Genomic DNA, 25,008 nt, shown 5'->3' with positions numbered 1-25,008 from the left:
CACGTTCCAATCTGACGGAAGGTCAGATGAAGGTGTTCCTTCGCGGGGGCCCGGCGGCCGGGGGGTCAGGACCGCTCGTAGTAGTACCCCTCGCCGTGCGACGGCCCCACGTTGTGCTGGAGCCCCATCGGCTCGCTCTTGGTGAAGAACGACGGGTCGAGCGTCCCGCAGAACTGGTTGTCGGACTTGGACTTGTCCTCCGCCCCCGCGCTGACGTTCATCTTGTTCCCGCCCGTCACCGACACCACCTTGGCCATGTGCTCGCAATGGCCCATCTGGTTGTCGGAGATCAGGCGGATGGCACCGGTGCGGCTGACGGTCACCGTGTCCGGCTGGCCGATGTTGAACTGCCCCTTGTAGGTCCAGGTGCCGACGAAGTACGCCGGTACCGCGCCTCCGCCGGACGAGCCGCCGCCGCTCGGCGAGCCCCCGCCACCGGGCGTGGTGGGCTGCGTGCCGGTGCCGCCCGCGGGGGAACCGCCGCCGTTCGCGCCCCCGGCCACGACGCCCCCGCTGGACTTGGTGCCGCCGCTCCCGCTGCCACCGGGGGCGCCGGCGCCACCGCCGGGCGTCCCCGCACCCGCGGCGCCGCCCTGCACGGCGCCGCCGACCTGGCCGCCGTCCGGAGTACCGGGGGCGGGACTCTGGGGGTCCTGCGGGCTCTGCGAACCCGGGCCCGGCGAACCGCTCGGCGCCGCCGAGGAGCCGCCCCCGCCCGGCGTCACGGGTGCGCCGGCCGCCGGGGACTTCGCCTCCGGTGACGTGCCGCCGCCGAACGGCTGGAGCAGCGCCACCGTGCCACCGCCGATCGTGATCACGAAGACGGCCGGCAGGGCCACCGTCAGGCGCCGCCGCGCGCGCCGCCGGCCCTGCCCGGTCTCGGCCACTGCCACCGGCCCGCCCGCGGGCCCCGGCGTCGCCGCCACCAGCTCGGCGGACCCGACCTCCGGGCGCAGCCCGAGCGTCGCCCGGTCCGTGGGGTCCACGGCCGCGCCCGGCGCCGGGTCCCGCTCGGGCGCCGCCTCCGCGTCCAGCAGCCGCGCCGCCTGCTGGGCGAGGCGCGCCACGACCCCGGGCGGCAGCCACGCCCCGCCGAGCGCCGCCGGACGGACCCGCTCCGGATCCTCCAGCAGCTCGTCCACGCCGGGCCGTTCCTCGACCCCCTTGACCAGGCAGCGCAGGATGAGCGCGCGCAGCGCCTCGTCCTTCACCCGACCCAGCTCCGGCTCGGCCTCCACGATCTGGAACATCACCGCGTGCTGGTTGCTGGCACCGGCCCCGAAGGGCAGCTGACCGGTGGCCGCGTACGTCAGGACGCAGCCGAGCGTGAACACGTCGCTCTTCGCCCCGGCCCGCTGCCCGCGCACCTGCTCGGGCGACATGAACCCGGGCGAGCCCACGACCATCCCGGTGCTGGTGAGCAGCGACTCGACGGAGGTCTCCAGGGCGCGCGAGATGCCGAAGTCGATGACCTTGGTGCCCTCGACGGTCAGCATCACGTTCGACGGCTTCAGGTCCCGGTGCACGATCCCGGCCGCGTGGATGTCCTTCAGCGCGTGCAACAGCCCCTCGGCGAGGGCGTGTACGGATTCCACGGGCAGCGGGCCGTGCCGGCGCACGATCTGCTCCAGCGAGAGCCCGGGCACGTACCCCGTCGCGACCCAGGGCCGCTCCGCGTCCGGGTCCGAGTCGATGACGGGCGCGGTGTAGCGCTCGCCGACGCGCCGGGCGGCGTCTATCTCGCGCCGGAAGCGGGCGCGGAACTGCACGTTCGAGACGTGCTCCTCGTGCACCACCTTCACGGCGACGGTCCGCCCGCCCTCGGACCGGGCCAGGAACACCCGCCCCATGCCGCCGGCCCCGAGCCGCCCGAGCAGCAGGTACGGCCCTATTCGGGTCGGATCCGCGGCCGCGAGCGGCTTTATGCCGCCGTCGACGTTGTCGTCGTCGTCCTGACTGCTCATGCTGCCGGTTCCCCCGTCGGTCCCCTGTGGTCGGTCGAACTCGCCTCAGGGTAAAGGGGATCAGACGGAGAGGGCCCTCACGAAGGCCGTGAAGGCACCGGGGCTCACGGTGAAGGCGGGACCACCGGGGTTCTTGGAGTCGCGGACGGCGACGAGGCAGGGCTGGGCGGCGACATCGATGCATTCGCCGCCGGTGTCGCCGCTGTACGAGGACTTCTGCCAGGCGGCTCCGTTGAGCGGGGCGCACTCCACGCAGTTCCCGCCGGTGTCGCCGCTGTATGACGACTTACGCCAGTGCACGCCCTTCAGGTTCTGGATGGTGTCCATAACGCTCCTCCATTACGCGGGCGATCAGCCCCGCCGAGTCCTCTAGCGAGAGCGCGGCGGCCTGCAAGTGATCGTAACGGAGCGAACCCTCCCTGAGGGCCTGTGGATTAGCCGTCATATGGCCCTGGATGAAGTCCTCGGTATAGACGATGTCCGGGTCGTCGTCGAACCGTAGGAGGTTGAACTCGCCCATCAATCCGGCGTGGGAGCCTGCCCCGAAAGGCAGGATCTGTACCTTCACCCACTCCCGCTCCCGAAGAGTCAACAAATGGGCGAGTTGGTTCCACATGACCTCCCGGCCGCCGATCTCCTGATGGAGAACCGCCTCGGTCAGCACCACCCACATCAGTGGCGGGTTCTCGCGGCCCAGGATGCGCTGGCGGTCCATCCGGGCCGCCACCCGGGCGTCGAGGTTCTTCTCGTTGCGCACGCCCAGCACCGCCCGTGCGTACTCGGGGGTCTGCAACAGCCCGTACACCAGCTGGGGCTGAAACGTGGAGATGTAGGTCGCCCGCGCCTCCATCTCCGCGTACGCCTGGAACCACGTCGGCAGCTGACTCCTCAGCACCAACCCCACCAGCCGGGAGAACACCCCGCCCGTCCCCAGCGCAGCGTCAACCCGTTCCGAAAAGTCGCGGGTCGGGACCTTTCTCGCCGTCTCCACCTGGCCGATCAGCGAGGCCGTGCAGAAGACGATGCGGCCGAGCTGGAGCTGCTTCAGCCCGGCTTCCTCTCTCAGGCGGCGCAGTTCGGCGCCGTAGTAGTCCAGCGGCGAGGCGCTGGGATCCAGATCGCGGATGTTGACCATGAGGCGGTCTCCCCCAAGTTCACGCGGTGCGGCGTTCGTTTCAACCCGTAGCCGAGCGTAACCACGCCCGTCCACTCTGGTGACATGAATCACGCAACTGACGCCTTCCCGGCGGCGATTGGCGACAGCTACCACATGGGCTTCACCGTCGGTGAGCACTCGGCCGGGCACATGCGCCGCATCCTGCGGCTGTTCCTCGCCGCGTGGGACATCGCCGAGCTGTCGGACGCCGCCGAGCTGGCCCTGACCGAGCTGGTCTCCAACGTCGTACGGCACGTCCCCGGCCGGGGCTGCGCGGTGCTCATCCTGCGGCGGCCGGAAGGGCTGCGGGTCGAGGTCACGGACGGCTGCCCGCACCCGCCGCGCGTACCCGGGGGCGGCAAGGACCCGCTCACGGAGGACGGCCGCGGGATGCTCCTGATCGAGGCCATCGCCGACCGCTGGGGCACGTTGCCGCGGGCCACCGGCAAGACGGTGTGGTTCGAGTGCGACGTGTGAACCCCTGAGGCCGTCGGCACGTCCTCCGCGATAATGCTCCTGGCGAGGGGGCGTTGTGGGAGTGACGGGGGCCGGGTACGTGCGGGAAGTGATCGAAGACCGTTATGCGCTTCAGGAGTTGCTCGGTCAGGGCGGCTTCGGCGAGGTGTGGCGGGCCGAGGACAGCCGGGTGGGCCGGCAGGTCGCGGTCAAGATCGGGTACCCGCAGACGCCCGAGGAGACCCGCCGCTTCGAGCGGGAGGCCAGCCTGGCCGGCAACCTCGCGCACCCCAACATCGCCACCGTCCACGACTTCGGCCGGACCGAGCGGGCCGGGCGGGGTGCCGTCTTCCTCGTCATGGAGCTGCTCCGGGGCCGCAGCCTGGCCGAGGTCCTGGAGGGCGGCCTACCGCCGCTCGCGGACGCCCTGGAGTGGGCCGCCCGGATCGCGGACGCGCTCGGGGCCGCCCACGACGCCGGGATCGTCCACCGGGACATCAAGCCCGCCAACGTGATGGTCACCTCGGGCGGGGTGACGAAGGTGCTCGACTTCGGCATCGCCAAGGCCCGGAGCGGGCCCGGTACGGAGCTGACGGCCACCGGCATGATCATCGGCTCGTTCCCGTACATGGCGCCCGAGCGGTGGACCGGCGGGGCGAACGGCGTGCCCGTCGACGGCCGGGCCGACCTGTACGCGCTCGGCTGCGTGCTCATGGAGCTGCTGACCGGGTCCCGCCCCTTCCCCGCCCGGGAGATGCACGAGCTGCTCGCCCAGCACCTCACCACGCAGCCGCCCGCGCCCGGCTCCCTGCGGGCCGGGCTGCCGGCCGCGCTGGACTCCCTCGTACTCGACCTGCTCGCCAAGGACCCCGCTGCGCGCCCCGCGAGCGCGGGCGAGGTGTCCCGCCGGCTGGCGGAGATCGCCGGGGGCGGACCGGCCGAACCCGCGCCGGCCCCGGCGCCGGCGGCCTGGCCGCCTCCGCCGTCGTACTCCCCCACCGTGCACACCGAGGCCGGCGATCCGGTCCGCACCATGCTGGCGCGCAGGCTGACGGCTCTGCTGGAGGACGACCCGGCCGACGCCGCGGAACGGCTCGGCGTGCTGGCCGGCGACCTGGCCGAGGAGCTGGGCGCGCACGACCCGCTCACGCTGCGGGCCGCGTACCACCGCGCGATGCGCGTCCGGGGGCGCTCCGCGACGGAGCTGGAGCGCATCCTGCCGCGGATGATGCGGGTGCTCGGCCTGGACCACCCCGACACGATCACCGCGCGTGCCGCGTACATCGGCGAGGCGGCGGCCTTCGGGACCGGCGACGGCCGCCGGTACGAGGAGGAGCTGCGCGAGGTCGTCGGGCAGGCGACGCGGGTGTTCGGCGCGCACGCCACCGTCACGCTGACCGCCCGCTACCACCTGGCCTCGGCCATGCACCGGGGCCCCCACGCCCGCGACGGCCAGTGGGACGCGCGCACCCCCGAGCGGGCCCGGAGCGAGCGTGCCTGGCTGGGGCCGCTGCTGCCCGACCTGGAATGGGCGTTGAGCGCCGACAGTCCGGTGCTGCGGGACGTACGGCGCCGGCTGGCGCACGACGCCTGGCTGCTCGGTGACTCGGCCGGCGCCGCGACCCTGTACTGGCGGCTCTTCCCCGACCTCGCCGAACTCGCGGAGCGCGGCGACCCGGAGGTGGCCTACCGCGTGCTGCGCAGCATCGGGGACGCGGGCGACCCCGCGAGCGCCCTGGCGCACATGAACCTGCTGCTGCACCGGCTGCCCTTCCTCTCCGGCAGCGCCTGGCTGGCCCAGGAGGTCTCCGACATGCGGGCGGACTTCCGGCGGGCGCTGCGGGAGCGGCGCAAGGCCGACGGGACGAGCAGCGGCCTGTCCCGCCTGTTCGGCCTCTGAGGCGCAGACACAGCCCCGGACCCCGGACGCCGAACCCGGACCCGCCATGGCCCGCTACCCGGCGGTAGGGCACCATGGGCCGCCCAGTCGCAGCTCAGGAGGAACCCATGGCCGCCGCCACCCCCAAGCCGGAGACCCTCGCCGCCTTCGAGGCCGCCAAGGGGTTCATGCCCGTACGCGAGGGCCTCGCCCTGTACGAAGCGGCGGCGCAGGCGGCGGCCGCGCTCGGGCTCCCGCTCCTGGAGGTCGGCACGTACTGCGGGCGCTCCACGCTCCTGCTGGCCGACGCCGCCCGCGAGGCCGGTGTCGCCGCGATCACCGTGGACCACCACCGCGGCAGCGAGGAGCAGCAGCCCGGCTGGGAGTACCACGACCCGACCGTGGTGGACCCGGAGATCGGGCTGATGGACACCCTGCCGACCTTCCGCCGCACCCTGCACCGGGCCGGCCTGGAGGACCACGTCATCGCGATCGTCGGCCGCTCCCCGCAGGTCGCGGCCGCCTGGGGCGGCCCGCTCGGCCTCGTCTTCATCGACGGCGGCCACACCGACGAGCACGCCACAGGCGACTACGAGGGCTGGGCCCCGCACGTCGCGGTGGGCGGCACCCTCGTGATCCACGACGTGTTCCCCGACCCCGCCGACGGCGGCCAGGCCCCGTACCGCATCTACCTGCGCGCCCTGTCCTCCGGCGCCTTCGAGGAGCTCTCGGTAACGGACTCCCTCCGCGTCCTGCGCCGCACGAGCAAGGGCATCTGACCCACCCCTCCACCCCCGGACGTCCCGCCCGAGAAGAACGGCCGAAGCGTGGCTTTCGCCGCGATATGCCTGGCGCTGCTCGTTGCGCTGGGGGCTGTGGTCGCGATCCGCGAGGCGGACCGCGATCGCGTGCCCGGATTCAAGGCCGCGGACGCCATCGGCACGTGGGAAGGGTCCAAGGGCGGGCGGATCGACATCAAAGAGGACGGCAAGGTGACCCTCGCGGGTGTCCGGACGCCCCCCGCCTGCCTACGCGACGCGACCCCCGAATCCGTGTTCTCCGGCGAAGGAGCCTGGGCCCTCGACCAGCGCCAGGACGAGCCCCCAGGGGTTCGGTTCGACTACGAGCCGGAGAATTCAGGCGCGCCGATGTTCACGCGTTCGGCCGCCGCCGGGTAGGACCCCCGTCCGGGGGCGTGGCCTCTCATCGGCCACGCCCCCGGACGGGCTACGGTCCGTACGACAAGCACATCGCAGGTCTAGCATCGCGGCGTGCGCTACGAAGACAGCCCCCCGCCCTCCGACGCCGCCGACGACACCTCCCCGGCCGCCCCGGACCGGCCCTGGTACGCGCGGCGGTCCACCCTCGCCGTCGCGGCGGCCGCCGTCGCCCCGACCTGCCTGGCGGGCTGGGTGCTGACCCAGGTGCTGACCGGGGCCGGACCGGACGACGCGCGCCCGCCGCGGATCGTCATGCCCATGGCCCTCCCTGCCCCAGCCCCCGCCACCTCCCCCGTACCGAGCCCGGGCGCCGGCGCCGGCCCCGACGCCAAGGCCGACCCGCTCGCCGGACGTACCGTCGTCATCGACCCCGGCCACAACACCGGGAACTTCAAGCACACCGACGAGATCGACCAGCAGGTGGACATCGGCACCAACAGCAAGGAGTGCGACACCACCGGCACCACCACCAACGCCGGCTACATGGAAGCCGAGTTCAGCCTCGACGTCTCCCGCCGACTGCGCACCGTCCTGGAGGGCCGCGGCCTGAAGGTGCTCCTCACCCACGAGGCCGGCACCGCCCGCCCCTGGGGCCCCTGCATCGACGAGCGCGCCCGCATCGGCAACGAGGCCCGCGCCGACGCCGTGGTCTCGGTCCACGCGGACGGCGTCTCGGCGGGCAACCGCGGCTTCCACGTCATCCTCCCCGCCAAGGTCAAGGGCGGCGGCGCCGACACCGCGCAGATCGTCGGACCCTCCCGGCAGCTCGGCGAGCGGATCGCCGGGAACTTCGCCCGGACCACCGGCTCCTCCCCCGCCAACTACCTCGGCAGCGGCACCGGTTTGGTCGTCCGCGACGACCTCGGCGGACTGAACCTCTCAACCCGCCCCAAGGTGTTCATCGAATGCGGCAACATGCGTGACGCCAAGGACGCGGCGCAGCTGACGAGTCCGGAGTGGCGCCAGAAGGCGGCCCAGGGCATCGCGGACGGCATCGTCGGCTTCCTGGGCGGGTAGTCCCCACGGGACAGCCCGCCGCCCCGATCCTCTCGGCCGCGGTAGACCTCCGTACGATGGTGCCGCCCGCCCACTCCCGTCATGACGCGTGCGACCGCGGCACCACGAGACGACCGAGACCGAGAAGGACACCTAAGACGTGAACATCCGCTCCCTCACTCGAGGCGACGGCGTGGTGATCGGAGCAGCGGCGCTGCTGTTCATCGCCTCGTTCCTCGATTTCTACTCCGCGACCGGCCTCGACCTGCCGAGCGTGTGGGACACCGACGTGTACCGTCTGGCGCTTCCCACCATCTTCCTGCTCGCCTTCATCGCCGCCGGCCTGCTGATCGCGGCCCGCTTCCAGCCCGAGGGGCGCCAGCTCCTGGGGCTGCCGCTGCAGGCCTGGGGCACCGTGCTCGCCGTCGCGGCCGCGTGGTCCTCGCTGTGGTCGCTGATCACGAGCCCGAGCGGGGCCGACCTGGGCGCCGGCTGCATCATCGCGTTCGTGAGCACACTGGCGCTGGCCGGCGTGACCCTGTTCGGCTCGAAGATCCCGGCGCTGGCCGGGCCCCTGGTGCCCGAGGCGAAGCCGGCCGCCGCGGCCGTCCCGCCGTACGGCGCGCAGCCGCAGCCGGGCGCCGGGTACGGCTACCCGGGCGCCCAGCAGCCGTACGGGACCACCCCGCAGCCGGCCCCGCCGTACGGCGGGACCCCGCAGGACGCTTCGGCCACCCCGGCCCCGGGCGCGGACTTCCACCCGGCCCCGCAGGAGGCGGCCGCGCCCGCCCCGGCGGCGGACTTCACCCCGTTCTGGTTCGCGGTGCCGGTGGCCCGCCCCCTCTTCGCCGAGGACGGCTCCCCCACCCCGATCGCCGAACTGGCCCCCGGCACCTGGTACCTGGCCGTGGAGCAGCGCGGCCCGGCCGTGCTGATCGCCCAGACCCAGGACGGCCGCCGCGGCGTCCTGAACGACACCTCGGGCATCCAGCGCGGCTGATCCCGGGACCGCACGGGCAACGGCCCCCCACCCTTCCGGGTGGGGGGCCGTTGCCCTACAGTCGCCTGACGCTCCGTCAGATATGGCGGGTCGGCCACGGCATCGCGGAGGGGACCGTACATGCGCCTCGGACTCGCACTCGGCTACTGGGGCCGCGGCCCCGGCCCGGCCCACCTCGACCTCGCCGTCGAGGCCGAGAACCTCGGCTACGACTCGGTGTGGACCGCCGAGGCCTGGGGCTCGGACGCCTTCACCCCGCTCACCTGGATCGCCGCGCACACCTCACGGATCCGGCTCGGCACCGCCATCGCGCAGATGGCCGCCCGCACCCCCACGGCCACCGCCATGCAAGCCCTCACCCTGGACCACCTCTCCGGCGGCCGGATGATGCTGGGCCTGGGCCTGTCCGGCCCCCAGGTGGTCGAGGGCTGGTACGGGCGCCCCTTCCCCGCGAGCCCGCTCACCGCGACCCGCGAGTACGTCGACGTCATCCGCCAGGTGCTGCGCCGCGAAGCCCCCGTCACCCTCGACGGCCGCTTCCACAGCCACCCGTACCGCGGGGCGGACGGCACCGGGATCGGCAAACCCCTCAAGTCCATCACCCACCCGCTGCGCGCGGACCTGCCGCTGCTGCTGGGCGCCGAGGGGCCGAAGAACATCGCCCAGACGACCCGGATCGCGGACGGCTGGCTCCCCCTGTACTGGTCGCCGACCCGCACCGACGTCTACCAGGCCTCCCTGACCGACCTCCCCGAGGGCTTCATGATCGCCCCGATGGCCCGGGCCACCGTCTGCGACGACGTCGCCGAAGGGCTGCTGCCCGTCAAGGCCATGCTCGGCTTCTACATCGGCGGCATGGGCCACGCGGCCCGCAACTTCCACGCCGACCTGATGGCTCGGATGGGCTATGAGGAGGAGGCGCACCGCATCCAGGAGCTGTTCCTGGCCGGGCGCAAGGAGGAGGCGGTCCTCGCCGTCCCGGACGCCTTCGCCGACGAGATCTCCCTGATCGGCCCGCGCGCGCGGATCGCGGAGCGCCTGGACCTGTGGCGCAAGGGCCCGGTCACCGACCTGCTCCTCACCGCCCCGGACCCGCACACCCTGCGCGTCCTGGCGGAACTCAACAGCTAATTCTCTTGGTTCTCCGACTGGTCCGGCGACGTCTCCGCCTCCTGCGGCACCGCCGCCAGCAGCTCCCGCAGGTCCAGCGGCATCACGGCGATCTCCATCGTGCCGCCGCCCGCGTACGCGCAAGTGACGATCCGCGATCCCGGGTTGATGGAGATCCCCTCCCGCACGGAGGGGACCCGCACAGCGGTGGCCCGGCCGTCGGCCAGGACCACCGGGGCGCCGCGCCGGGGAACCCAGCGGGCCGCGCCCTGGTCGGCGTACACCCGGCCGACGCGCCAGCGGCCCTCGCCGGCGGGCTGCCGCGCCATGCACGGGATCCCGGCCGCCGGGCCGGCGGCCACCCGCGCGCGGTGCTTGCGCCGCAGGAGCCACCCGGCGCCGGCGGCGCCGACGAGGGCCGCTATCCAGGTGAGGACGGAATCGATCACACCACCCATTGAAACAGGTGGCCGGGGCTAGCCGCCCAGCTGGCCGACGCTCGGGACCTGGTCGGTCACCGTCGCGCCCGCGCCCTTGCCCGCCTCCTTGACGCCGTTGATGACGTCCTGGAAGGAGTTGACGTCGGCGTCACCCGCCTGGCCCTTGCGGAGCTTGCCGCCGAGGCCCTTGAGGGATTCGATGCCCGCCGTCAGCGGGACCATCGCCTTCGACAGCAGCGGGTCGCCCTTGGCGTTGTCGGCCGCCGCCTTCAGCCGGTTGTACGCGAAGGCACCCGCGAGGCCCGCCTTGATGAGCGCGAACGTACGGCCCTTCGCGCCCTTCTTGAACTTGCCCGCGCGGTACGGCTTGATGATCCACTGGTACGTCGCCCCGGCCGCGAGCCCGGCGTTGGCGACGAAGCGCGTCTTGGCGAACTTCTGCTTCTCCGCGGGCGTGCTGGGCGCGGGCGTCGCAGCGGCCAGCTCGTCCTCCTCCGCGGCGGCCGGCTCCGCGGCCGCGAGGGCGGCCAGCTCGGCGACCGCCGCGGCGGAGACGACCTCCTCGCGCTGGCCTCCGCCGTCACCGCCGCCGCTGCCGCAGGCGGTGGCACCGGCGACCAGCGCGGTGGACAGGACCAGCGCGGTGAGGGCGCGGCGGAATCGGACGGTGGTGGGTACGGCCACGATTGCCTCCGGGGACTGGGGTGTCCCCCGCAGCCTCACCCCGGCCGCCCGACCGCACCACTCGGGGGACCCGTTCGGGTTTGCGCGCCGCCCGGGCGGCAACACGCGCTGCATGCCCACACACACGCGAGTACACGCCCGAGGAAGCAGCCAGGCAGGCCGGGCCGTCGCACTGGTGGCGGACGCACTGGCCTTCGTGATCGTCCTGTGGATCCTGCTGTACCTGCTGGACGCCAACCAGGGCAACGGCCTGGTCGACTTCATCCACGACGCCGCCGCCTGGCTCTCCGGCTGGTCCTACGACCTGTTCACCTTCAGCCGCGACTGGGTCCAGGTCGTCGTCGGCCACGGCATCGCCGCCGTGACCTACCTCTTCATCGGCCACGCCGCCGCCGGCTGGCTCTACCGCCGCTGACGGCCTGCCACCCGTGCCCGCCGGGTCCGGCCCGGCGCGCACGGGCCTAACGGCAGCAGTCGGGCTCCAGCCCGCCCGGCAGCGAGGTCCCTCCGAACACCTCGGCGGTCGCCTCGTCCCCGCCCAGCGCCGCGACGGCGAGCAGCAGGGACCCGGCGGTCCAGGTGGTCTGCTCCACCGGCCACACCGCCTTGTCCTCGAACACGTAGCCCGTCCAGTACATGCCGTTCTCGGCCCGCAGGTGGCCGATCGACCGCAGGATCTCCAGCGCCCGGTCGGCCTCTCCCGTCGCCCACAGCGCGAGCGCCAGCTCGCAGGACTCCCCGCCCGTCACCCACGGGTTCGGCAGCACGCACCGCACCCCGAGGTCCGGGACGACGAACTCCTCCCACCGCTCCTCGATCCGCGCCGTCGCCTCGGCGCCGGTGAGCGCACCGGCCAGCACCGGGTAGTACCAGTCCATCGAGTAGTGGGACTTGTCCAGGAACCGCTCGGGGTGGCGGCGTATCGCATGCCCCAGCGCGCCCGCCGCCAGCTCCCAGTCCGGCTGCGGCTCCTCGCGGTGCTCGGCGATGGCCAGCGCGCAGCGCAGCGCCTGGTGGATCGAGGAGGACCCGGTCAGCAGCGCGTCGGTCACGGCCGTGCCGTCCGCCTCCCGCTTCCAGCCGATCTCGCCGCCCGGCTGCTGCAGCGCGAGCACGAACTCCACGGCCGCGAACACCGCCGGCCACATGCGGTCCAGGAAGCTGTCGTCGCCGGTCGCCAGGTAGTGGTGCCAGACCCCGACCGCGATGTACGCGACGAAGTTGGTCTCCCGGCTCGCGTCCTGCGGCTCGGCGGTGTCCACGCCGTCCGGCCGGTCGGCGTAGGCGGCGTGCCAGGAGCCGTCCTGGTTCTGGTGCCGCGCGAGCCACTCGTACGCCCGCTGCGCGGCCTCGTGCTCGCCCGCCACGTCGAGCGCCATCGCGGCCTCGGTGTGGTCCCACGGGTCCAGGTGGTGGCCGCGGAACCACGGGATGGCCCCGTCCGCGCGCTGCGCGGCGAGGATCCCCGCCACCGTCGCGGCGGCCTGCTCGGCGGTCAGTACGCCGTCCAGGACCAGGTGTTCCGGCTCGGTGCGCCCGGGCGAGGTCACAGGGCCGCGCCGACCGGGAGGTGCGGCTTGGTCGCGTACGCCACGAAGCTCTTGCCGATGACGGGGTTGAGCGCCTGCTCCGCGAGGCGCGTGGCCAGCGGCTTCTTCATGATGTCCCAGACGAGCAGCTTGTGGTACGCCTTGACCGGCAGCGCCTTGTCGTTGTCCACGCCGAAGGCGCACTTGAGCCACCAGTACGGGGAGTGCAGCCCGTGCGCGTGGTGCGTGCCGTACGGCTTGAGGCCCGCGGCCTCCATCTTGCCGAGGAGCTCGTCCGCCTTGTAGATGCGGATGTGGCCGCCCTCCACCTCGTGGTACGCGTCGCTGAGCGCCCAGCAGATCTTCTCGGGGCCGTAGCGCGGCACGGTGATGGCGATGCGTCCGCCGGGCTTGAGGACGCGGACCATCTCGGCGAGCACGCCCTTGTCGTCGGGGATGTGCTCCATCACCTCGGAGATGATCACGACGTCGAAGGACTCGTCGGGGAAGGGCAGCGCGAGGGCGTCGCCCTCCATGGCGGTGGCGGTGGCGCCGGCCGGGGCCTCGCCGGCCTCCTTCATCGCGGCGAACCACTTGGCGACCTCGCGGATCTCCTCGCCGTTTCGGTCGACGGCGACCACCTGGGCGCCGCGCCGGTAGCACTCGAAGGCGTGCCGGCCTGCGCCGCAGCCCAGATCGAGCACGCGGTCGCCTGCGGCGAGCGGGAACCGGGAGAAATCGACGGTCAGCACGTGGTCCTGCCTTCGCGGAGGTGGGGGCGGGGAGAGAGACGGAACGGGAGGAGCAGCGGGTGGTGCAACGAGAACGGACCCGAGGTCACCGCGTACGGCGGGTACGGGCGGCCTGCTCGACGGCGGCGCGGTAGTGCACGACGGTCCCCTCGGCGGCTCTCGCCCAGGTGAACCGGGCCAGCACCCGCTCGCGCCCGGCGGCGCCGAGGCGGGCGCGCAGCTCCGCGTCGCCCAGCAGCCGGCCCAGGGCGGCGGCCAGCGCGCCCGCGTCGCCCGGGGGCACCGCCAGGCAGGTCTCGCCGTCGGGGCCGGCGACCTCGGGGATCGCACCGCCGGTGGTGGCGACCAGCGGGGTGCCGGTGGCCATGGCCTCGGCCGCCGGGAGCGAGAAGCCCTCGTAGAGGGAGGGCACGCAGGCGATCTGCGCGCTGCGGACCAGGTCGACGAGCTCGGCGTCGGTGATGCCCTTGACGAAGCGCACCGCGTCCTGGAGCCCGTACGTCTCGATCGCGCGGGCGACCGGTCCGCGCTCGGCGCGCTTGCCGACGACGACGAGGTGGGCGTCGGGCTGTTCGGTACGCAGCTTCGCGAGCGCCTCGACGAGGTGGACGAGCCCCTTGAGCGGCACGTCGGCACTGGACGTGGTCACGATCCGCCCGGGCACCACGGCCACGGACGCGTCGGGCGACCACAGGTCGGTGTCGGCGCCGATGTGCACGACGTGGATCCGCTCGTCGCGCACGCCCAGGTGCTCGGCGATCTCCTGCCGGGAGGAGCCGGAGACGGTGAGCACGGACGGCAGGCGGCGGGCGACGCGGCCCTGCATGCGCGTGAAGCCGTACCAACGCCGCACGGAGAGCCGCTTCTTGCGGTCCTGGGCGGCGGCGAGGTCGAGCCCCCGGTCGACGGTGATGGGGTGGTGGATCGTCGTCACCAGCGGCGCGCCGAGCTCACCCAGCAACCCGTAGCCCAGGGTCTGGTTGTCGTGGATGACGTCGAACTCCCCGGCGCGCTCGCGCAGGTGGCGCCGGGCGCGCAGCGAGAAGGTCAGCGGCTCGGGGAAGCCTCCGGTCCACATGGTGGCGACCTCGACGGCGTCGATCCAGTCCCGGTACTCGTCGCGCTTGGGGGTGCGGAACGGGTCGGGGCTGCGGTAGAGGTCGAGGCTCGGGAGCTCGGTGAGGGTGGCGCCGGTGTCGAGCACGGGATAGGGCTGCGCGCCGATGACCTCGACGGAGTGGCCCAGCTTCACGAGCTCGCGCGAGAGGTGGCGGACGTAGACGCCCTGGCCGCCGCAGAACGGGTTCCCCTTATAGGTGAGGAGTGCGATGCGCAACGGGCGGTCGCCGTCGGTGGCGGAACCCACGAAAGGGCTCGTCACCATGGCCTCAGCGGTCACTCTCGGCCCCCTTCTCCCTGCACTTTCGCCGGAGCGTAACCGCTCGCATAATGTAGAACAAGTTTCAGACTTGATCCGTCGAAGACCATTGAATCTACCGGCCGGAAACCACACCGTAAGAGGTGGAGCAGGTGATTCGCGCCACGGCTCCGGCGCCTGACATGCTGGCTCCGGAGCAGACCTCGCCACGCCAGGAACGGGACACATGACAGCGGATGCGAAGGCCGTCACGAGACCGGCGACCACACCGGCGTCCCCTCCCCTGACGGAACGCCAGGAGGCACGCCGCCGCCGGATCCTGCACGCCAGCGCCCAGCTGGCCAGCCGGGGCGGCTTCGACGCCGTACAGATGCGGGAGGTCGCCGAGTCCTCCCAGGTGGCGCTCGGCACGCTCTACCGCTACTTCCCGTCCAAGGTGCACCTGCTCGTCGCCACCATGCAGGACCAGCTCCAGCACATGCACACCACCCTGCGCAAACGCCCCCCGGCGGGCGACGAGCCGGCGGCCCGGGTGGCGGAGACCCTGATGCGCGCCTTCCGCGCCCTCCAGCGCGAGCCGCACCTGGCGGACGCGATGGTCCGCGCCCTGACGTTCGCGGACCGCAGCGTGAGCCCCGAGGTGGACACGGTCTCCCGCCTGACCACGGCCATCATCCTCGACGCGATGGGCCTGGACGCCCCGCCGACCCCGGAACAGCTCTCGGCGGTCCGCGTGATCGAGCACACCTGGCACTCGGCCCTGATCACCTGGCTCTCGGGCCGCGCCTCGATCGCCCAGGTCAAGATCGACATAGAAACGGTCTGCCGCCTGATCGACATAACGTCCCCGGACTCCGATTCGGCCTGATCCCGCTTGCGGGGCGGGTGCCGGCGAGGGCCGGAACGCCCCCGTGCAAGCCCGGTCCCGGCACCGCCCACCCCCGCCCACCCCCGCCCCCTACTCCTCCGGCGGGAACACCGCCTCGCCCGTTTGCGCCAGGGTGATCGTGATGGCTTCCACCGGGCAGCCCTCCGCCGCCGTGAGGGCCGGCTCGTTCGCGTCCGATTCCGGGGAGCGGGGGTGCGACTGCCGCGCCGAGTCGAGGGCGAAGCCGTCCGGGGCGTGGTTCACGCACATGCCCGAGCCGATGCAGACCCCGCGGTCCACCTCGACGTGCCAGCGGTCGCCCATCACGCACCCGCCGCAGGCGGCTGGTAGCCCGCCGGGAGGTGGATCATCTTGTGCTCCAGGTACTCGCTCAGCCCCTCCGGCCCGAACTCCCGCCCGACGCCGCTGTTCTTGTAGCCGCCGAACGGCCCCAGCATGTCCAGGCTGAAGGTGTTCACGTTGAAGGTGCCGGTCCGTACCCGGCGGGCGAAGTCGATGCCGTGCTCCACGTCCCCCGTCCAGACGCTGCCGCTCAGCCCGAACTCCGAGTCGTTGGCGACCCGTACCGCCTCCTCCTCGTCCCCGTACGGGATCAGGCAGACGACGGGCCCGAAGATCTCCTCGCGGGCGATCCGCATCGAGTTGTCGACGTCGCCGAAGAGGGTGGGTTCCACGTACCAGCCCTGGTCGAGTCCCGCCGGGCGGCCGCCGCCGGTGAGGACCTTCGCGCCCTCCTCCTGCCCGATGCGGATGTAGTCCAGCGACCGCTGCTGCTGCCGCTTGGCCACCAGCGGCCCGAGCTGCGTCGCCGGGTCCAGCGGGTCGCCGACCACGAGCGCCCCGGCCGCGGCGGCGAGGGCCTGCGCGACCTCCTCGTACCGGCTGCGCGGCGCGAGCACCCGGGTCTGGGCCACGCACGCCTGGCCGTTGTTCATCCAGGCCGCGGGCACGATCCCGGCGATGGTGGTCTCCAGGTCGGCGTCGCCGAGGATGACGGCGGCGGACTTGCCGCCCAACTCCAGCGTGACCCGGCTGAGGTTGCGCGCGGCGACCTCCATGACCCGCCGGCCGGCCGCGACCGAGCCGGTGAAGGCGACCTTGTCGACTCCGGGGTGGCCGACCAGGTACTCGCTGACCTCGCGGTCGGCCGGCAGGATCGACAGCACCCCCTCGGGCAGCCCCGCCTCGCGGGCGATGTCGGCCAGGATGTACGAGTCGAGCGGCGCCTCGGGGGACGGCTTGAGGATCACCGTGGACCCCGTCAGCAGCGCCGGCGCCAGCTTGGCCGCGGCCACGAACTGGGGAACGTTCCACGGGATGACGGCCGCGACGACCCCGACCGGCTCCCGGCGGACGAGGATCGGCCCGAGGACGCCCTGGCGGTGCTCCTCGTACGCGTAGCCGCGCGCGACCGTGATCGCGGCGTCGTAGACCATCATCGGGCCGAGCGCCTGGGCCAGGATGCTCCAGGAGTACGGGGACCCGTTCTGGGAGCTGATCGAGCGGGCGATCTCCTCGTGCCGGACGGCGATGGCGTCCTTGATCCGGGCGACGACGGCGATCCGCTCGTCCAGGGTCATCCGCGGCCAGGGGCCCTCGTCGAAGGCCTTGCGCGCGACGGCGACGGCGCGGTCCACGTCCGCCTTCGAGGCGTGCGGGACGCTGCCGATGACCTGCTCGGTGTGGGGGGAGACGATCTCGATCGTGTCGGTGCCCAGCGGATCCGTCCACTCCCCGCCGATGAACAGTTGTCCGTGTTCCACGAGCTCGGTCATGGCTGATGCCTCCTGCGGCTTGGCGTTCCAGAACTGATACCAGTTCTAGTTCGAGGAGTCCACGGCCAGGACGGAACGCACGCACCCACGACGAGAAGATCCAACGACTAGTCAGAACGACGCGGAGATGGTCGACTTGGGCGACTACTGCAACATGTTCTCGTTCTCCTCGGAGCGAGCCCCATCGGCCACAGGGAGCCCTCATGTCACAGGACGCGTCACAGGTCACCGACCACGGCGGCGGCGTGTGGGGCATCAAGGTCCCCATCCCCGACAACCCCCTCGGACACACCCTCGTCCACGTCCTCGACACCGACCGCGGCCCCGTACTCGTCGACACCGGCTGGGACGACCCGGAGTCCTGGGACACCCTCGTCGCCGGTCTCGACACCCTCGGCATCCCCGTCTCCGGCGTCCACGGCGTGGTCATCACCCACCACCACCCCGACCACCACGGCCTGTCCGGCCAGGTCAGAGAGGCGTCCGGCGCCTGGATCGCCATGCACGCCGCCGACACCGAGGTCGTCGTACGCACCCGCGCGTCCGAGCCCGGCGTCTGGTTCGACTACATGAGCGACAAGCTGGCCGCCGCCGGCGCCCCCGAGGCGCACATCGCCCCCCTGCGCGCGGCCCGCGCGAGCGGCCGGATGCGTACCCTGCCCGGGCTGCGGGCCGCCGTGCCCGACCGGGAGATCGTCCCCGGCGAACTGCTGCCGCTGGCCGGCCGCCGGCTCCGGGCGATCTGGACGCCCGGCCACACCCCCGGCCACGTCTGCCTGCACCTGGAGGAGCAGCATCCGGCGAACCTCCCCGGCAACGGCCGCCTCTTCTCCGGGGACCACCTGCTCCCCGGGATCTCCCCGCACATCGGCCTGTACGAGGCCCCGGACGAGCACGGTGTCACCCGGGTCACCGACCCCCTCGGCGACTACCTCGACTCCCTCGAACGCATCGGCCGGCTCCGCCCGGCCGAGGTGCTCCCCGCCCATCAGCACGCCTTCACCGACGCCCCGGCCCGCGTACGGGAGCTGCTGGAGCACCACGAGGAGCGGCTGACGGGGCTGTGGCGGCTGCTCGCCGAGCCGCTCACTCCGTGGGGGCTGGCGGAGCGGATGGAGTGGAACCGCCCCTGGGAGCAGATCCCGTACGGCTCCCGCAACATCGCCGTCTCCGAAGCGGAGGCGCACCTGCGGCGGCTGGTGAAGCAGGGCCGGGCGGAGGCGGTGCCGGGCACCGACCCGGTGACGTACCGGGCGCTGGAGTGACCGGAGCGGCGCAAGCGGCCCAGGAGGCGCCGGCGATGCCGGGGACGCCGATGTAAGGGGCGCCCCAGCCCGGCGCCACCCGGCCCCGGGGCGCTACGGGCCGGTACAGTGTGCCCGTCGTCCACACTTCCGTACGGGGGGAAGCCGGTGCAATTCCGGCGCTGACCCGCAACCGTGACCCACCCCCGGCGAGGCCCGGGCGGGGAGCCGGAATGCCTTGTACCGGAGGTGCGCGGCTCGCGCCGCCGGTTCCTCCGGTGGCCGGCACCGTCGAGGTACACGGAGCCGGAGCCCGGTGCCTGAGCGTGCCTGCCTCCAGCTCCCCAGCAGGAGAGGCACCCGCCCCATGAACGTCCGCCGCAGCGCAGCCGCGCTCGCCGCCTCCGCCGTGCTCTGCGCGGGCGCCGCCCCCGCGGCCCTCGCCGACACCGCGGCGCCCTCCGCCTCCGCGCCCCCGGTCATCCCCTCCGGGCTGTACGGCAAGAACGACCCGACGTACGACGGGGTCTTCCGCCAGTCGCTCGCCTTCGTGGCCCAGCACACGGCCGGGGTCAAGCCCACCGCGCAGGCCGTCGACTGGCTGACGGGCCAGCAGTGCGCGAACGGCTCCTTCCCCTCCTTCCGCCCGGACACGGCCAAGGCGTGCGACGCCTCGACGTACATCGACTCCAACGCCACCGCGGCCGCCGTGCAGGCGCTGGCCGCGCTCGGCGGGCACGACGAGACGGTGAAGAAGGCCGTCGGCTGGCTGAAGTCCGTACAGAACGAGGACGGCGGCTGGAGCTCCAACCCCGGCGGCGCCATGGACACCGGCACGGACACCAACTCGACCGGCATCGTGATCGGCGCCCTCGCGGCGGCCGGCGAGAAGCCCGACGAGGTGAAGTCCAAGGCCGGCACGGCGCCCGCCACCGCCATCGAGGCGTTCCAGATCACCTGCCGCGAGGACGGGACCACCGGCGACACCCCCACCGGGGCGTTCGCGTTCCAGCGGGACAAGGGGGTCCTGCTGCCCAACGCCGATGCCACCGCGGCAGCGGTGCTCGGCCTCCTCGGCAAGGGCATGACCGTCGAGGCGCCCAAGACCGACAAGCCCGTCGAGGAGAACCCGGTCAACTGCAAGGGCGGCGCCCTGAGCCGCGAGTACGCCGCCGAGGGCGGCTCCCGGTACCTGACCGACACCATGGCCAAGTCCGGCGACCACCTGGTGTCCGCGCTCGCGGGCGCGGGCGAGCAGCCCGACTTCGGCAACACGGCGGACGCGGTCGTCGCGCTCGCCGCGAGCGGCCACAAGGACGCCGCCGCGAAGCCGCTGGTCTGGCTGGAGCAGAACGCCGCCGCGTGGGCGAAGACGGCGGGCCCGGGCGCATACGCCCAGCTGATCCTGGCCGCGCACGCGGGCGGCAAGGACCCCAAGTCCTTCGGCGGCACCGACCTCGTGGCCGAGCTGAACGCGCAGGGCCCGGCCGCCCAGGGTGCGGACGCCACTGCCAAGGCGGAGAGCAAGAACGACAAGGACGCCAAGGACGCCGAGGGCGACAAGGACTCCGGCGGCCAGAGCGTCTGGTGGATCGTCGGCGCGGGCGCCGCGGCCGGCATGGGCATCGGCTTCCTGCTGAGCGGCCGCAGGAAGAAGAACCAGCTCTGATGCGGCGGCTGACGACTGCGGCCCTGGCCTTCGGGGTCCTGCTGACCCTGCTGGCCGCCACTCCGGCGCTGGCGGCGGGCTACCGGTACTGGTCGTTCTGGGACGGCGCCGGCGGCCGGTGGGCGTACGCCACCCAGGGGCCCTCGATCGCCCGCCCCGCGGACGGCGCCACGCTCGGGTTCCGCTTCGCGGTGAGCCAGGACGCCGCGGCCGAGGCCGCCACACCGCGGGCCGCGGCCGACTTCGAAGCCGTCTGCGGGGCGACCGCCGCGCTGGAGGGCCGCAAGCGGGTCGCCGTCGTCGTCGACTTCGGCGTCCCGGCGGACGCCCCGGCCGGGGAAACCCCGCCGCAGGACACCCCGCGCACGGCCTGCGCGCAGGTGGCCCCCGAGGCCACGGCGGCCGAGGCCCTGGCTGCGGTCGCGAAGCCGCTGCGCTACAACAGCTCGGCGCTGCTCTGCGCGATCTCCGGCTACCCGAAGCAGGGCTGTGGCGACCAGGTCGCGCAGGCCCCGCCCGAGCCGAAGCCTTCGGCGGCGCCCGCGGCCCAGGACTCCGGGGACACCGGCCCCTCGGCGGGCCTCCTGGCGGGCATCGCCGCGGTACTGGCCCTGGCCGCGGCCGGCATCTGGCAGTCCCGCCGCCGCAACCGATGACGGACCCCGCCACCCCCGCCATCCCGCCGGCCCCCGCCGCGGCAGCCACCCGCGCCGGGGGCGCAGCCCGGGCCGACCACACCGCCCGTGCCGAGGGCTCCGACCGCGCCGACGGCAACGCAGTCGCGCCCCGCCCCGGTGCCGCAGGTGCCGCAGTCGCCGAAGGTGCTCACCGGCCCGCCGGGGCCACCCGCACCCGGGGTGCAACCCGCCCGGGTGCGGAGGGGCACCCCGCCCGGCCGGCGGCGGCCCGCACCCCCACCGGAGCCGCAGACGGCGGCTCGGCCCCGCCCCGGCGGAGCCGGCCCGCGGCGACCGGTCCCGCGCACTGGTCCTCGTACAACCGATGGAAGCCCCCGCAAGCCGGCCGGGCGACGGCCCTGCATCCCGGAGCCTGGTGGCTCTGGGCGCTCGGTCTGGCCACCGCCGCCTCCCGCACCACCAACCCGCTCCTCCTCGGCCTGATCATCGGCGTCGCCGGCTACGTCGTCGCGGCCCGCCGCACCTGCGCCCCCTGGGCCCGTTCCTACGGGGCGTTCCTCAAGCTCGGCCTCTTCGTCATCGGCCTGCGCCTCCTCTTCTCCATGCTGCTCGGCTCCCCCGTCCCCGGCTCGCACACCCTCTTCACCCTCCCGGAGATTCCGCTCCCCGCCTGGGCCCAGGGCATCCGCTTCGGCGGCAAGGTGACCGCCGAGCAGCTGCTCTTCGCCTTCTACGACGGCGCCAAGCTGGCCGCCCTCCTGATCTGCATCGGCGCCGCGAACGCCCTCGCCAACCCCGCACGGCTGCTGAAATCCCTCCCGGCCGCCCTGTACGAGGCCGGGGTGGCCGTGGTCGTCGCCATGACCTTCGCGCCGAACATGGTCGCCGACGTCGTCCGCCTGCGGACCGCCCGCCGGCTGCGCGGCCGCCCCACCGGCGGAGTGAAGGCGATCCTCCAGATCGGCCTGCCGGTCCTGGAGGGAGCCCTGGAGCGCTCCGTCGCGACGGCCGCTTCGATGGACGCGCGCGGGTACGGGCGCAGCGCGCAGGTCCCGCCCGCCGTCCGGCACACCACGAACGTCCTCACCCTCGGCGGCCTGCTCGGCATGTGCGCGGGCACGTACGGGCTGCTCGCCGCGCAGGGCGCCTCGTACGGGCTGCCGGTGCTCGGCATCGGCCTGGTCCTGGCCCTCGCGGGCCTGCGGCTCGGCGGGCGCCGCTCGGTGCGCACCCGTTACCGGCCCGACCGGTGGGGCCCGCGGGCCTGGCTGGTCGCCGGTTCCGGCGTGGCCGTCGCCGTGCTCCTCATCCACGCGGGCACCCTCGACCCGGACGCGCTGCGCCCGGGCGTGGTCCCGCTCGTCGCCCCCGAGTTGCCGCTGTGGCCCGCGGCGGCGGTCCTGATAGGCCTGCTGCCCGCCTTCGTGGCACCCGTACCGCCCAAGGAGGCGTCGCAGTGATCCGCTTCGAGCAGGTGTCGGTCACCTATGACGGTGCGGCCGCTCCCTCCCTCCAGGGCGTCGACCTGGTGATCCCGGAAGGGGAGCTGACCCTCCTCGTCGGCCCGTCGGGGGTCGGCAAGTCCACCCTGCTGGGGGCGGTCTGCGGGCTGGTCCCCCACTTCACGGGCGGCACGCTGCGCGGTCGCGTGACGGTCGCCGGGCGCGACACCCGCACCCACAAGCCCCGCGAGCTCGCGGACGTGGTCGGCACGGTCGGCCAGGACCCCCTGGCCCACTTCGTGACGGACGTGGTGGAGGACGAGCTGGCGTACGGCATGGAGTCCCTGGGCCTGCCACCTGCGGTGATGCGCCGCCGGGTGGAGGAGACCCTCGATCTGCTCGGCCTGAACGAACTGCGCGACCGCCCCATCGCCACCCTCTCCGGCGGCCAGCAGCAGCGGGTCGCGATCGGCTCGGTCCTGACCCCGCACCCCCGGGTCCTGGTCCTGGACGAGCCCACCTCGGCGCTGGACCCGGCGGCGGCGGAGGAGGTCCTGGCGGTCCTCCAGCGCCTGGTCCACGACCTCGGCACCACGGTCCTCATGGCGGAGCACCGGCTGGAACGGGTCGTCCAGTACGCCGACCGGGTGCTGCTCCTGCCGTCCCCAGGGGCCGCGCCGGTCCTGGGCCCCCCGGCGGAGATCATGGCCGTCTCCCCGGTCCACCCCCCGGTGGTCTCCCTGGGCCGCCTCGCGGGCTGGACCCCCCTCCCCCTCTCCATCCGCGACGCCCGCCGCCGCGCCGCGCCCCTGGCAGCCCGCCTGTCCGCCGCCGCGGCGGCCACCCCGGGCCCCGCGCCTCAAACGCCGACGGGGGTGGAGCTGCCCTCCGGGCAACCCAGCCTGCCGGGCGGCAACGCCGGCACCAGCCACAACCCAGCCCCGCCGGCGTTTGAGGCGCGGAAGTCCGGGGACGCCGGAAACACCGGCACCAGCCACAATCCAGCCCCGCCGGCGTTTGAGGCGCGGGGGTCTGGGGGCGGAGCACCCAGGACCGGCGCCGCCGGGCGGCTGGTACGTCTGCTGCGGCGGGCCGCGCCCGTGACCACCCCGGCCGCGGCGGCCGAGACGGTGGCCACGGCGAAGAACCTCGGCGTCCGCCGCGGCCACACCGACGCGCTCCGCGGCATCACCCTCACCGTCGCGCCCGGCGAGACCATCGCCCTCATGGGCCGCAACGGCGCCGGCAAGTCCACCCTCCTCTCCACCCTGGTCGGCACCGTCGCCCCCACCACCGGCCAGGTGACCGTCGGCGGCCGTACCCCGCACCGCACACCACCGCCCGAGATGGTGACCCGCGTCGGCCTCGTCCCCCAGGAGCCCCGCGACCTCCTCTACGCCGACACGGTCGCCGCAGAGTGCGCCGCCGCGGACTCCGACGCCGGCGCGCCCCCCGGCACCTGCCGGGAGCTGGTGTCGGCCCTGCTCCCGGACGTCCCCGACGACACCCACCCCCGCGACCTCTCCGAGGGCCAGCGCCTCGTCCTCGCCCTGGCCCTGGTGCTCACCGGCCGCCCGGCCCTGCTGCTCCTCGACGAGCCGACGCGCGGTCTGGACTACGCCGCCAAGGTCCGGCTGATCGCGATCCTGCGGGCCCTCGCCGCGGAAGGCCACGCCATCGTCCTGGCCACCCACGACGTGGAGCTCGCCGCCGAGCTGGCCCACCGCGTGGTGATCCTGGCCGGCGGCGAGGTCGTCGCCGACGGGCCGACCGCCGAGGTCGTGGTCTCCTCCCCCGCCTTCGCGCCCCAGGTGGCCAAGATTCTCGCCCCGGGCCACTGGCTCACCGTGAGCCAGGTCGCCGAGGCCCTGGCCCTGGCCGCCCCGGAGCAGCCGTGACCGACCCCGACAGCACCGCCCGTACCGCCCGCGCCACCCGCCCCGCCTGCGCCACGCGCGCCACGCGCGCCATCCGCATCGGCCCCCGCGCCGCCGCCGCGCTGATCCTGGTCACCCTGATCGGGATCGCCGCCTTCGGCTGGCCCCTCCTCGCCGACCGGCAGTCCGGTCTCGCCCACTCCCAGGACGCCCCGTGGCTCTTCGCCGCGCTGCTCCCCCTCCTCGTCGCCGTGGTCGTCGCGACCGTCGCCGACGACGGCATGGACGCCAAGGCGGTGGCGATGCTCGGGGTGCTCGCCGCCGTCGGGGCGGCGCTGAGGCCGCTGGGCGCGGGCACGGCCGGCCTGGAGCCCATGTTCTTCCTGATGGTGCTGAGCGGCCGCGTCCTCGGCCCGGGCTTCGGCTTCGTGCTCGGCTCGGTGACGATGTTCGCGTCCGCCCTGCTGACGGGCGGGGTCGGGCCGTGGATGCCGTTCCAGATGCTCGCCATGGGCTGGTTCTCGCTGGGCGCCGGGCTGCTGCCGGGTCCGGAGCGGATCCGGGGCCGGGCGGAGCTGCTGATGCTGGCGGCGTACGGCTGCGTGGGCTCCTTCGCGTACGGCACGGTCATGAACCTGCAGGGCTGGGTGCTGCTCCAGGGCATGGGCCAGGGCATCTCCTTCCACCCCGGGGACCCGGTGCCCGCGAACCTCGCGCGCTTCACCGCGTACTGCGTGGCGACCTCGCTGGGCTGGGACCTGGGCCGGGCGACGCTGACCGTGGTCCTGACGCTCGCGCTCGGGGCCACGGTGCTGAAGGCGCTGCGGCGGGCGACCCGCAAAGCCGCCTTCGACGCACCGATTTCCTTCGATTCGGGGGTTTAGGCCCCCTCCGACCGCACCTCCGAAAG

General features: G+C 73.8%; 25 protein-coding genes and 1 riboswitch. Of the genes, 15 read left to right on the top strand and 10 right to left on the bottom strand.

Features of this window, described 5'->3' with window-relative positions:
- Window positions 1-65 precede the first annotated feature (65 nt).
- Genes ACFWBF_RS33085 through ACFWBF_RS33075 form a run of 3 tightly spaced genes read right to left on the bottom strand, consistent with a single transcriptional unit; the run spans window position 66 to window position 3,099 of the window.
- Window positions 66-1,964, bottom strand: a complete 1,899-nt coding sequence (locus tag ACFWBF_RS33085; protein ID WP_385608338.1) for a serine/threonine protein kinase — start codon at window positions 1,962-1,964, stop codon at window positions 66-68.
- A 60-nt stretch (window positions 1,965-2,024) separates the two neighbouring features.
- The gene (locus tag ACFWBF_RS33080; protein WP_385608337.1) at window positions 2,025-2,291 is read right to left on the bottom strand and encodes a DUF397 domain-containing protein; all 267 of its coding nucleotides are present in this window, start codon (window positions 2,289-2,291) and stop codon (window positions 2,025-2,027) included.
- A complete protein-coding gene (locus ACFWBF_RS33075) occupies window positions 2,251-3,099 on the bottom strand; it encodes a helix-turn-helix domain-containing protein (protein ID WP_385608336.1) in 849 nt (282 codons plus the stop codon). Before ACFWBF_RS33075 ends, ACFWBF_RS33080 begins: the two co-directional genes overlap by 41 nt.
- An 84-nt stretch (window positions 3,100-3,183) precedes the next feature.
- On the opposite strand from ACFWBF_RS33075, the gene ACFWBF_RS33070 reads away from it, so the two are divergent.
- The 7 genes from ACFWBF_RS33070 (at window position 3,184) to ACFWBF_RS33040 (ending at window position 9,802) form a co-directional block, all read left to right on the top strand.
- Window positions 3,184-3,597 (top strand): ATP-binding protein, encoded by a 414-nt coding sequence (locus tag ACFWBF_RS33070; protein ID WP_385608335.1) that lies wholly within the window; start codon window positions 3,184-3,186, stop codon window positions 3,595-3,597.
- A gap of 88 nt (window positions 3,598-3,685) precedes the next feature.
- On the top strand, window positions 3,686-5,476 hold the full coding sequence (locus tag ACFWBF_RS33065) for a protein kinase (protein ID WP_385608334.1): 1,791 nt from the start codon (window positions 3,686-3,688) through the stop codon (window positions 5,474-5,476).
- Between the two features lie 107 nt (window positions 5,477-5,583).
- On the top strand, window positions 5,584-6,234 hold the full coding sequence (locus tag ACFWBF_RS33060) for a class I SAM-dependent methyltransferase (RefSeq protein ID WP_385608333.1): 651 nt from the start codon (window positions 5,584-5,586) through the stop codon (window positions 6,232-6,234).
- 48 nt (window positions 6,235-6,282) lie between these two features.
- Window positions 6,283-6,633 (top strand): hypothetical protein, encoded by a 351-nt coding sequence (locus tag ACFWBF_RS33055; protein ID WP_385608332.1) that lies wholly within the window; start codon window positions 6,283-6,285, stop codon window positions 6,631-6,633.
- Window positions 6,634-6,726: 93 nt separating this feature from the next.
- Complete coding sequence (locus tag ACFWBF_RS33050) at window positions 6,727-7,692, top strand: N-acetylmuramoyl-L-alanine amidase (RefSeq protein ID WP_385608331.1); 966 nt, start codon at window positions 6,727-6,729, stop codon at window positions 7,690-7,692.
- 139 nt (window positions 7,693-7,831) lie between these two features.
- Window positions 7,832-8,671: a hypothetical protein gene (locus tag ACFWBF_RS33045; RefSeq protein WP_385608330.1), complete on the top strand. Its 840-nt coding sequence runs from the start codon at window positions 7,832-7,834 to the stop codon at window positions 8,669-8,671.
- Window positions 8,672-8,791: 120 nt separating this feature from the next.
- The gene (locus tag ACFWBF_RS33040; protein WP_385608329.1) at window positions 8,792-9,802 is read left to right on the top strand and encodes an LLM class F420-dependent oxidoreductase; all 1,011 of its coding nucleotides are present in this window, start codon (window positions 8,792-8,794) and stop codon (window positions 9,800-9,802) included.
- On the opposite strand, the gene ACFWBF_RS33035 is transcribed toward ACFWBF_RS33040, so the two are convergent.
- Both ACFWBF_RS33035 and ACFWBF_RS33030 read right to left on the bottom strand, forming a co-directional pair.
- A complete protein-coding gene (locus ACFWBF_RS33035) occupies window positions 9,799-10,230 on the bottom strand; it encodes a hypothetical protein (protein ID WP_385608328.1) in 432 nt (143 codons plus the stop codon). The two genes, ACFWBF_RS33040 and ACFWBF_RS33035, sit on opposite strands and share 4 nt — an antisense overlap.
- 27 nt (window positions 10,231-10,257) lie before the next feature.
- A complete protein-coding gene (locus ACFWBF_RS33030; RefSeq protein ID WP_385608327.1) occupies window positions 10,258-10,905 on the bottom strand; it encodes a hypothetical protein in 648 nt (215 codons plus the stop codon).
- Between the two features lie 112 nt (window positions 10,906-11,017).
- Here ACFWBF_RS33030 and ACFWBF_RS33025 point away from each other — a divergent pair, with 112 nt between their 5' ends.
- On the top strand, window positions 11,018-11,320 hold the full coding sequence (locus tag ACFWBF_RS33025; RefSeq protein ID WP_385608326.1) for a hypothetical protein: 303 nt from the start codon (window positions 11,018-11,020) through the stop codon (window positions 11,318-11,320).
- Window positions 11,321-11,366: 46 nt separating this feature from the next.
- Here the strand turns inward: ACFWBF_RS33025 and ACFWBF_RS33020 are convergent, their stop codons facing one another.
- The 3 genes from ACFWBF_RS33020 to ACFWBF_RS33010 all read right to left on the bottom strand — a co-directional run bounded on the left by ACFWBF_RS33020 (window position 11,367) and on the right by ACFWBF_RS33010 (window position 14,585).
- Window positions 11,367-12,455: a prenyltransferase gene (locus ACFWBF_RS33020; protein WP_385608325.1), complete on the bottom strand. Its 1,089-nt coding sequence runs from the start codon at window positions 12,453-12,455 to the stop codon at window positions 11,367-11,369.
- Window positions 12,452-13,186 carry a class I SAM-dependent methyltransferase gene (locus tag ACFWBF_RS33015; RefSeq protein ID WP_365927891.1) on the bottom strand — a complete coding sequence of 245 codons (735 nt, stop codon included), beginning with the start codon at window positions 13,184-13,186 and terminating at the stop codon, window positions 12,452-12,454. Before ACFWBF_RS33015 ends, ACFWBF_RS33020 begins: the two co-directional genes overlap by 4 nt.
- A gap of 85 nt (window positions 13,187-13,271) precedes the next feature.
- The gene (locus tag ACFWBF_RS33010; RefSeq protein ID WP_385608324.1) at window positions 13,272-14,585 is read right to left on the bottom strand and encodes a glycosyltransferase family 4 protein; all 1,314 of its coding nucleotides are present in this window, start codon (window positions 14,583-14,585) and stop codon (window positions 13,272-13,274) included.
- Window positions 14,586-14,790: 205 nt separating this feature from the next.
- On the opposite strand from ACFWBF_RS33010, the gene ACFWBF_RS33005 reads away from it, so the two are divergent.
- The gene (locus tag ACFWBF_RS33005; RefSeq protein WP_385608323.1) at window positions 14,791-15,432 is read left to right on the top strand and encodes a TetR family transcriptional regulator; all 642 of its coding nucleotides are present in this window, start codon (window positions 14,791-14,793) and stop codon (window positions 15,430-15,432) included.
- A 90-nt stretch (window positions 15,433-15,522) separates the two neighbouring features.
- Here ACFWBF_RS33005 and ACFWBF_RS33000 read toward each other — a convergent pair whose 3' ends face one another.
- Together ACFWBF_RS33000 and ACFWBF_RS32995 are read right to left on the bottom strand one after the other, a co-directional pair.
- Complete coding sequence (locus ACFWBF_RS33000; protein ID WP_385608322.1) at window positions 15,523-15,756, bottom strand: ferredoxin; 234 nt, start codon at window positions 15,754-15,756, stop codon at window positions 15,523-15,525.
- The gene (locus tag ACFWBF_RS32995; RefSeq protein WP_385608321.1) at window positions 15,756-17,228 is read right to left on the bottom strand and encodes an aldehyde dehydrogenase; all 1,473 of its coding nucleotides are present in this window, start codon (window positions 17,226-17,228) and stop codon (window positions 15,756-15,758) included. The genes ACFWBF_RS33000 and ACFWBF_RS32995 overlap by 1 nt, the downstream gene beginning before the upstream one ends.
- Before the next feature lie 203 nt (window positions 17,229-17,431).
- Here ACFWBF_RS32995 and ACFWBF_RS32990 point away from each other — a divergent pair, with 203 nt between their 5' ends.
- The 6 genes from ACFWBF_RS32990 (at window position 17,432) to ACFWBF_RS32965 (ending at window position 24,982) form a co-directional block, all read left to right on the top strand.
- On the top strand, window positions 17,432-18,493 hold the full coding sequence (locus ACFWBF_RS32990; protein ID WP_385608320.1) for an MBL fold metallo-hydrolase: 1,062 nt from the start codon (window positions 17,432-17,434) through the stop codon (window positions 18,491-18,493).
- Between the two features lie 138 nt (window positions 18,494-18,631).
- Window positions 18,632-18,710, top strand: a riboswitch (cobalamin riboswitch).
- Between the two features lie 129 nt (window positions 18,711-18,839).
- Complete coding sequence (locus tag ACFWBF_RS32985; RefSeq protein ID WP_385608319.1) at window positions 18,840-20,141, top strand: prenyltransferase/squalene oxidase repeat-containing protein; 1,302 nt, start codon at window positions 18,840-18,842, stop codon at window positions 20,139-20,141.
- Window positions 20,141-20,797, top strand: coding sequence for an SCO2322 family protein (locus ACFWBF_RS32980; RefSeq protein WP_385608318.1), 657 nt, complete (start codon window positions 20,141-20,143; stop codon window positions 20,795-20,797). The genes ACFWBF_RS32985 and ACFWBF_RS32980 overlap by 1 nt, the downstream gene beginning before the upstream one ends.
- A gap of 380 nt (window positions 20,798-21,177) precedes the next feature.
- On the top strand, window positions 21,178-22,239 hold the full coding sequence (locus ACFWBF_RS32975; protein WP_385608340.1) for an energy-coupling factor transporter transmembrane component T: 1,062 nt from the start codon (window positions 21,178-21,180) through the stop codon (window positions 22,237-22,239).
- Entirely contained in the window at window positions 22,236-24,119 is a 1,884-nt protein-coding gene (locus tag ACFWBF_RS32970) for an ABC transporter ATP-binding protein (RefSeq protein WP_385608317.1), read from the top strand. The genes ACFWBF_RS32975 and ACFWBF_RS32970 overlap by 4 nt, the downstream gene beginning before the upstream one ends.
- A 71-nt stretch (window positions 24,120-24,190) precedes the next feature.
- A complete protein-coding gene (locus tag ACFWBF_RS32965; protein ID WP_385608339.1) occupies window positions 24,191-24,982 on the top strand; it encodes an ECF transporter S component in 792 nt (263 codons plus the stop codon).
- Window positions 24,983-25,008: the final 26 nt, after the last annotated feature.

Origin of the sequence: Streptomyces sp. NPDC060028 (assembly GCF_042736725.1) — a bacterium.
Lineage (GTDB): Bacteria > Actinomycetota > Actinomycetes > Streptomycetales > Streptomycetaceae > Streptomyces.
Note: the sequence above shows the minus strand (reverse complement) of the source record. Positions and strands in the feature narration are given on the sequence as shown.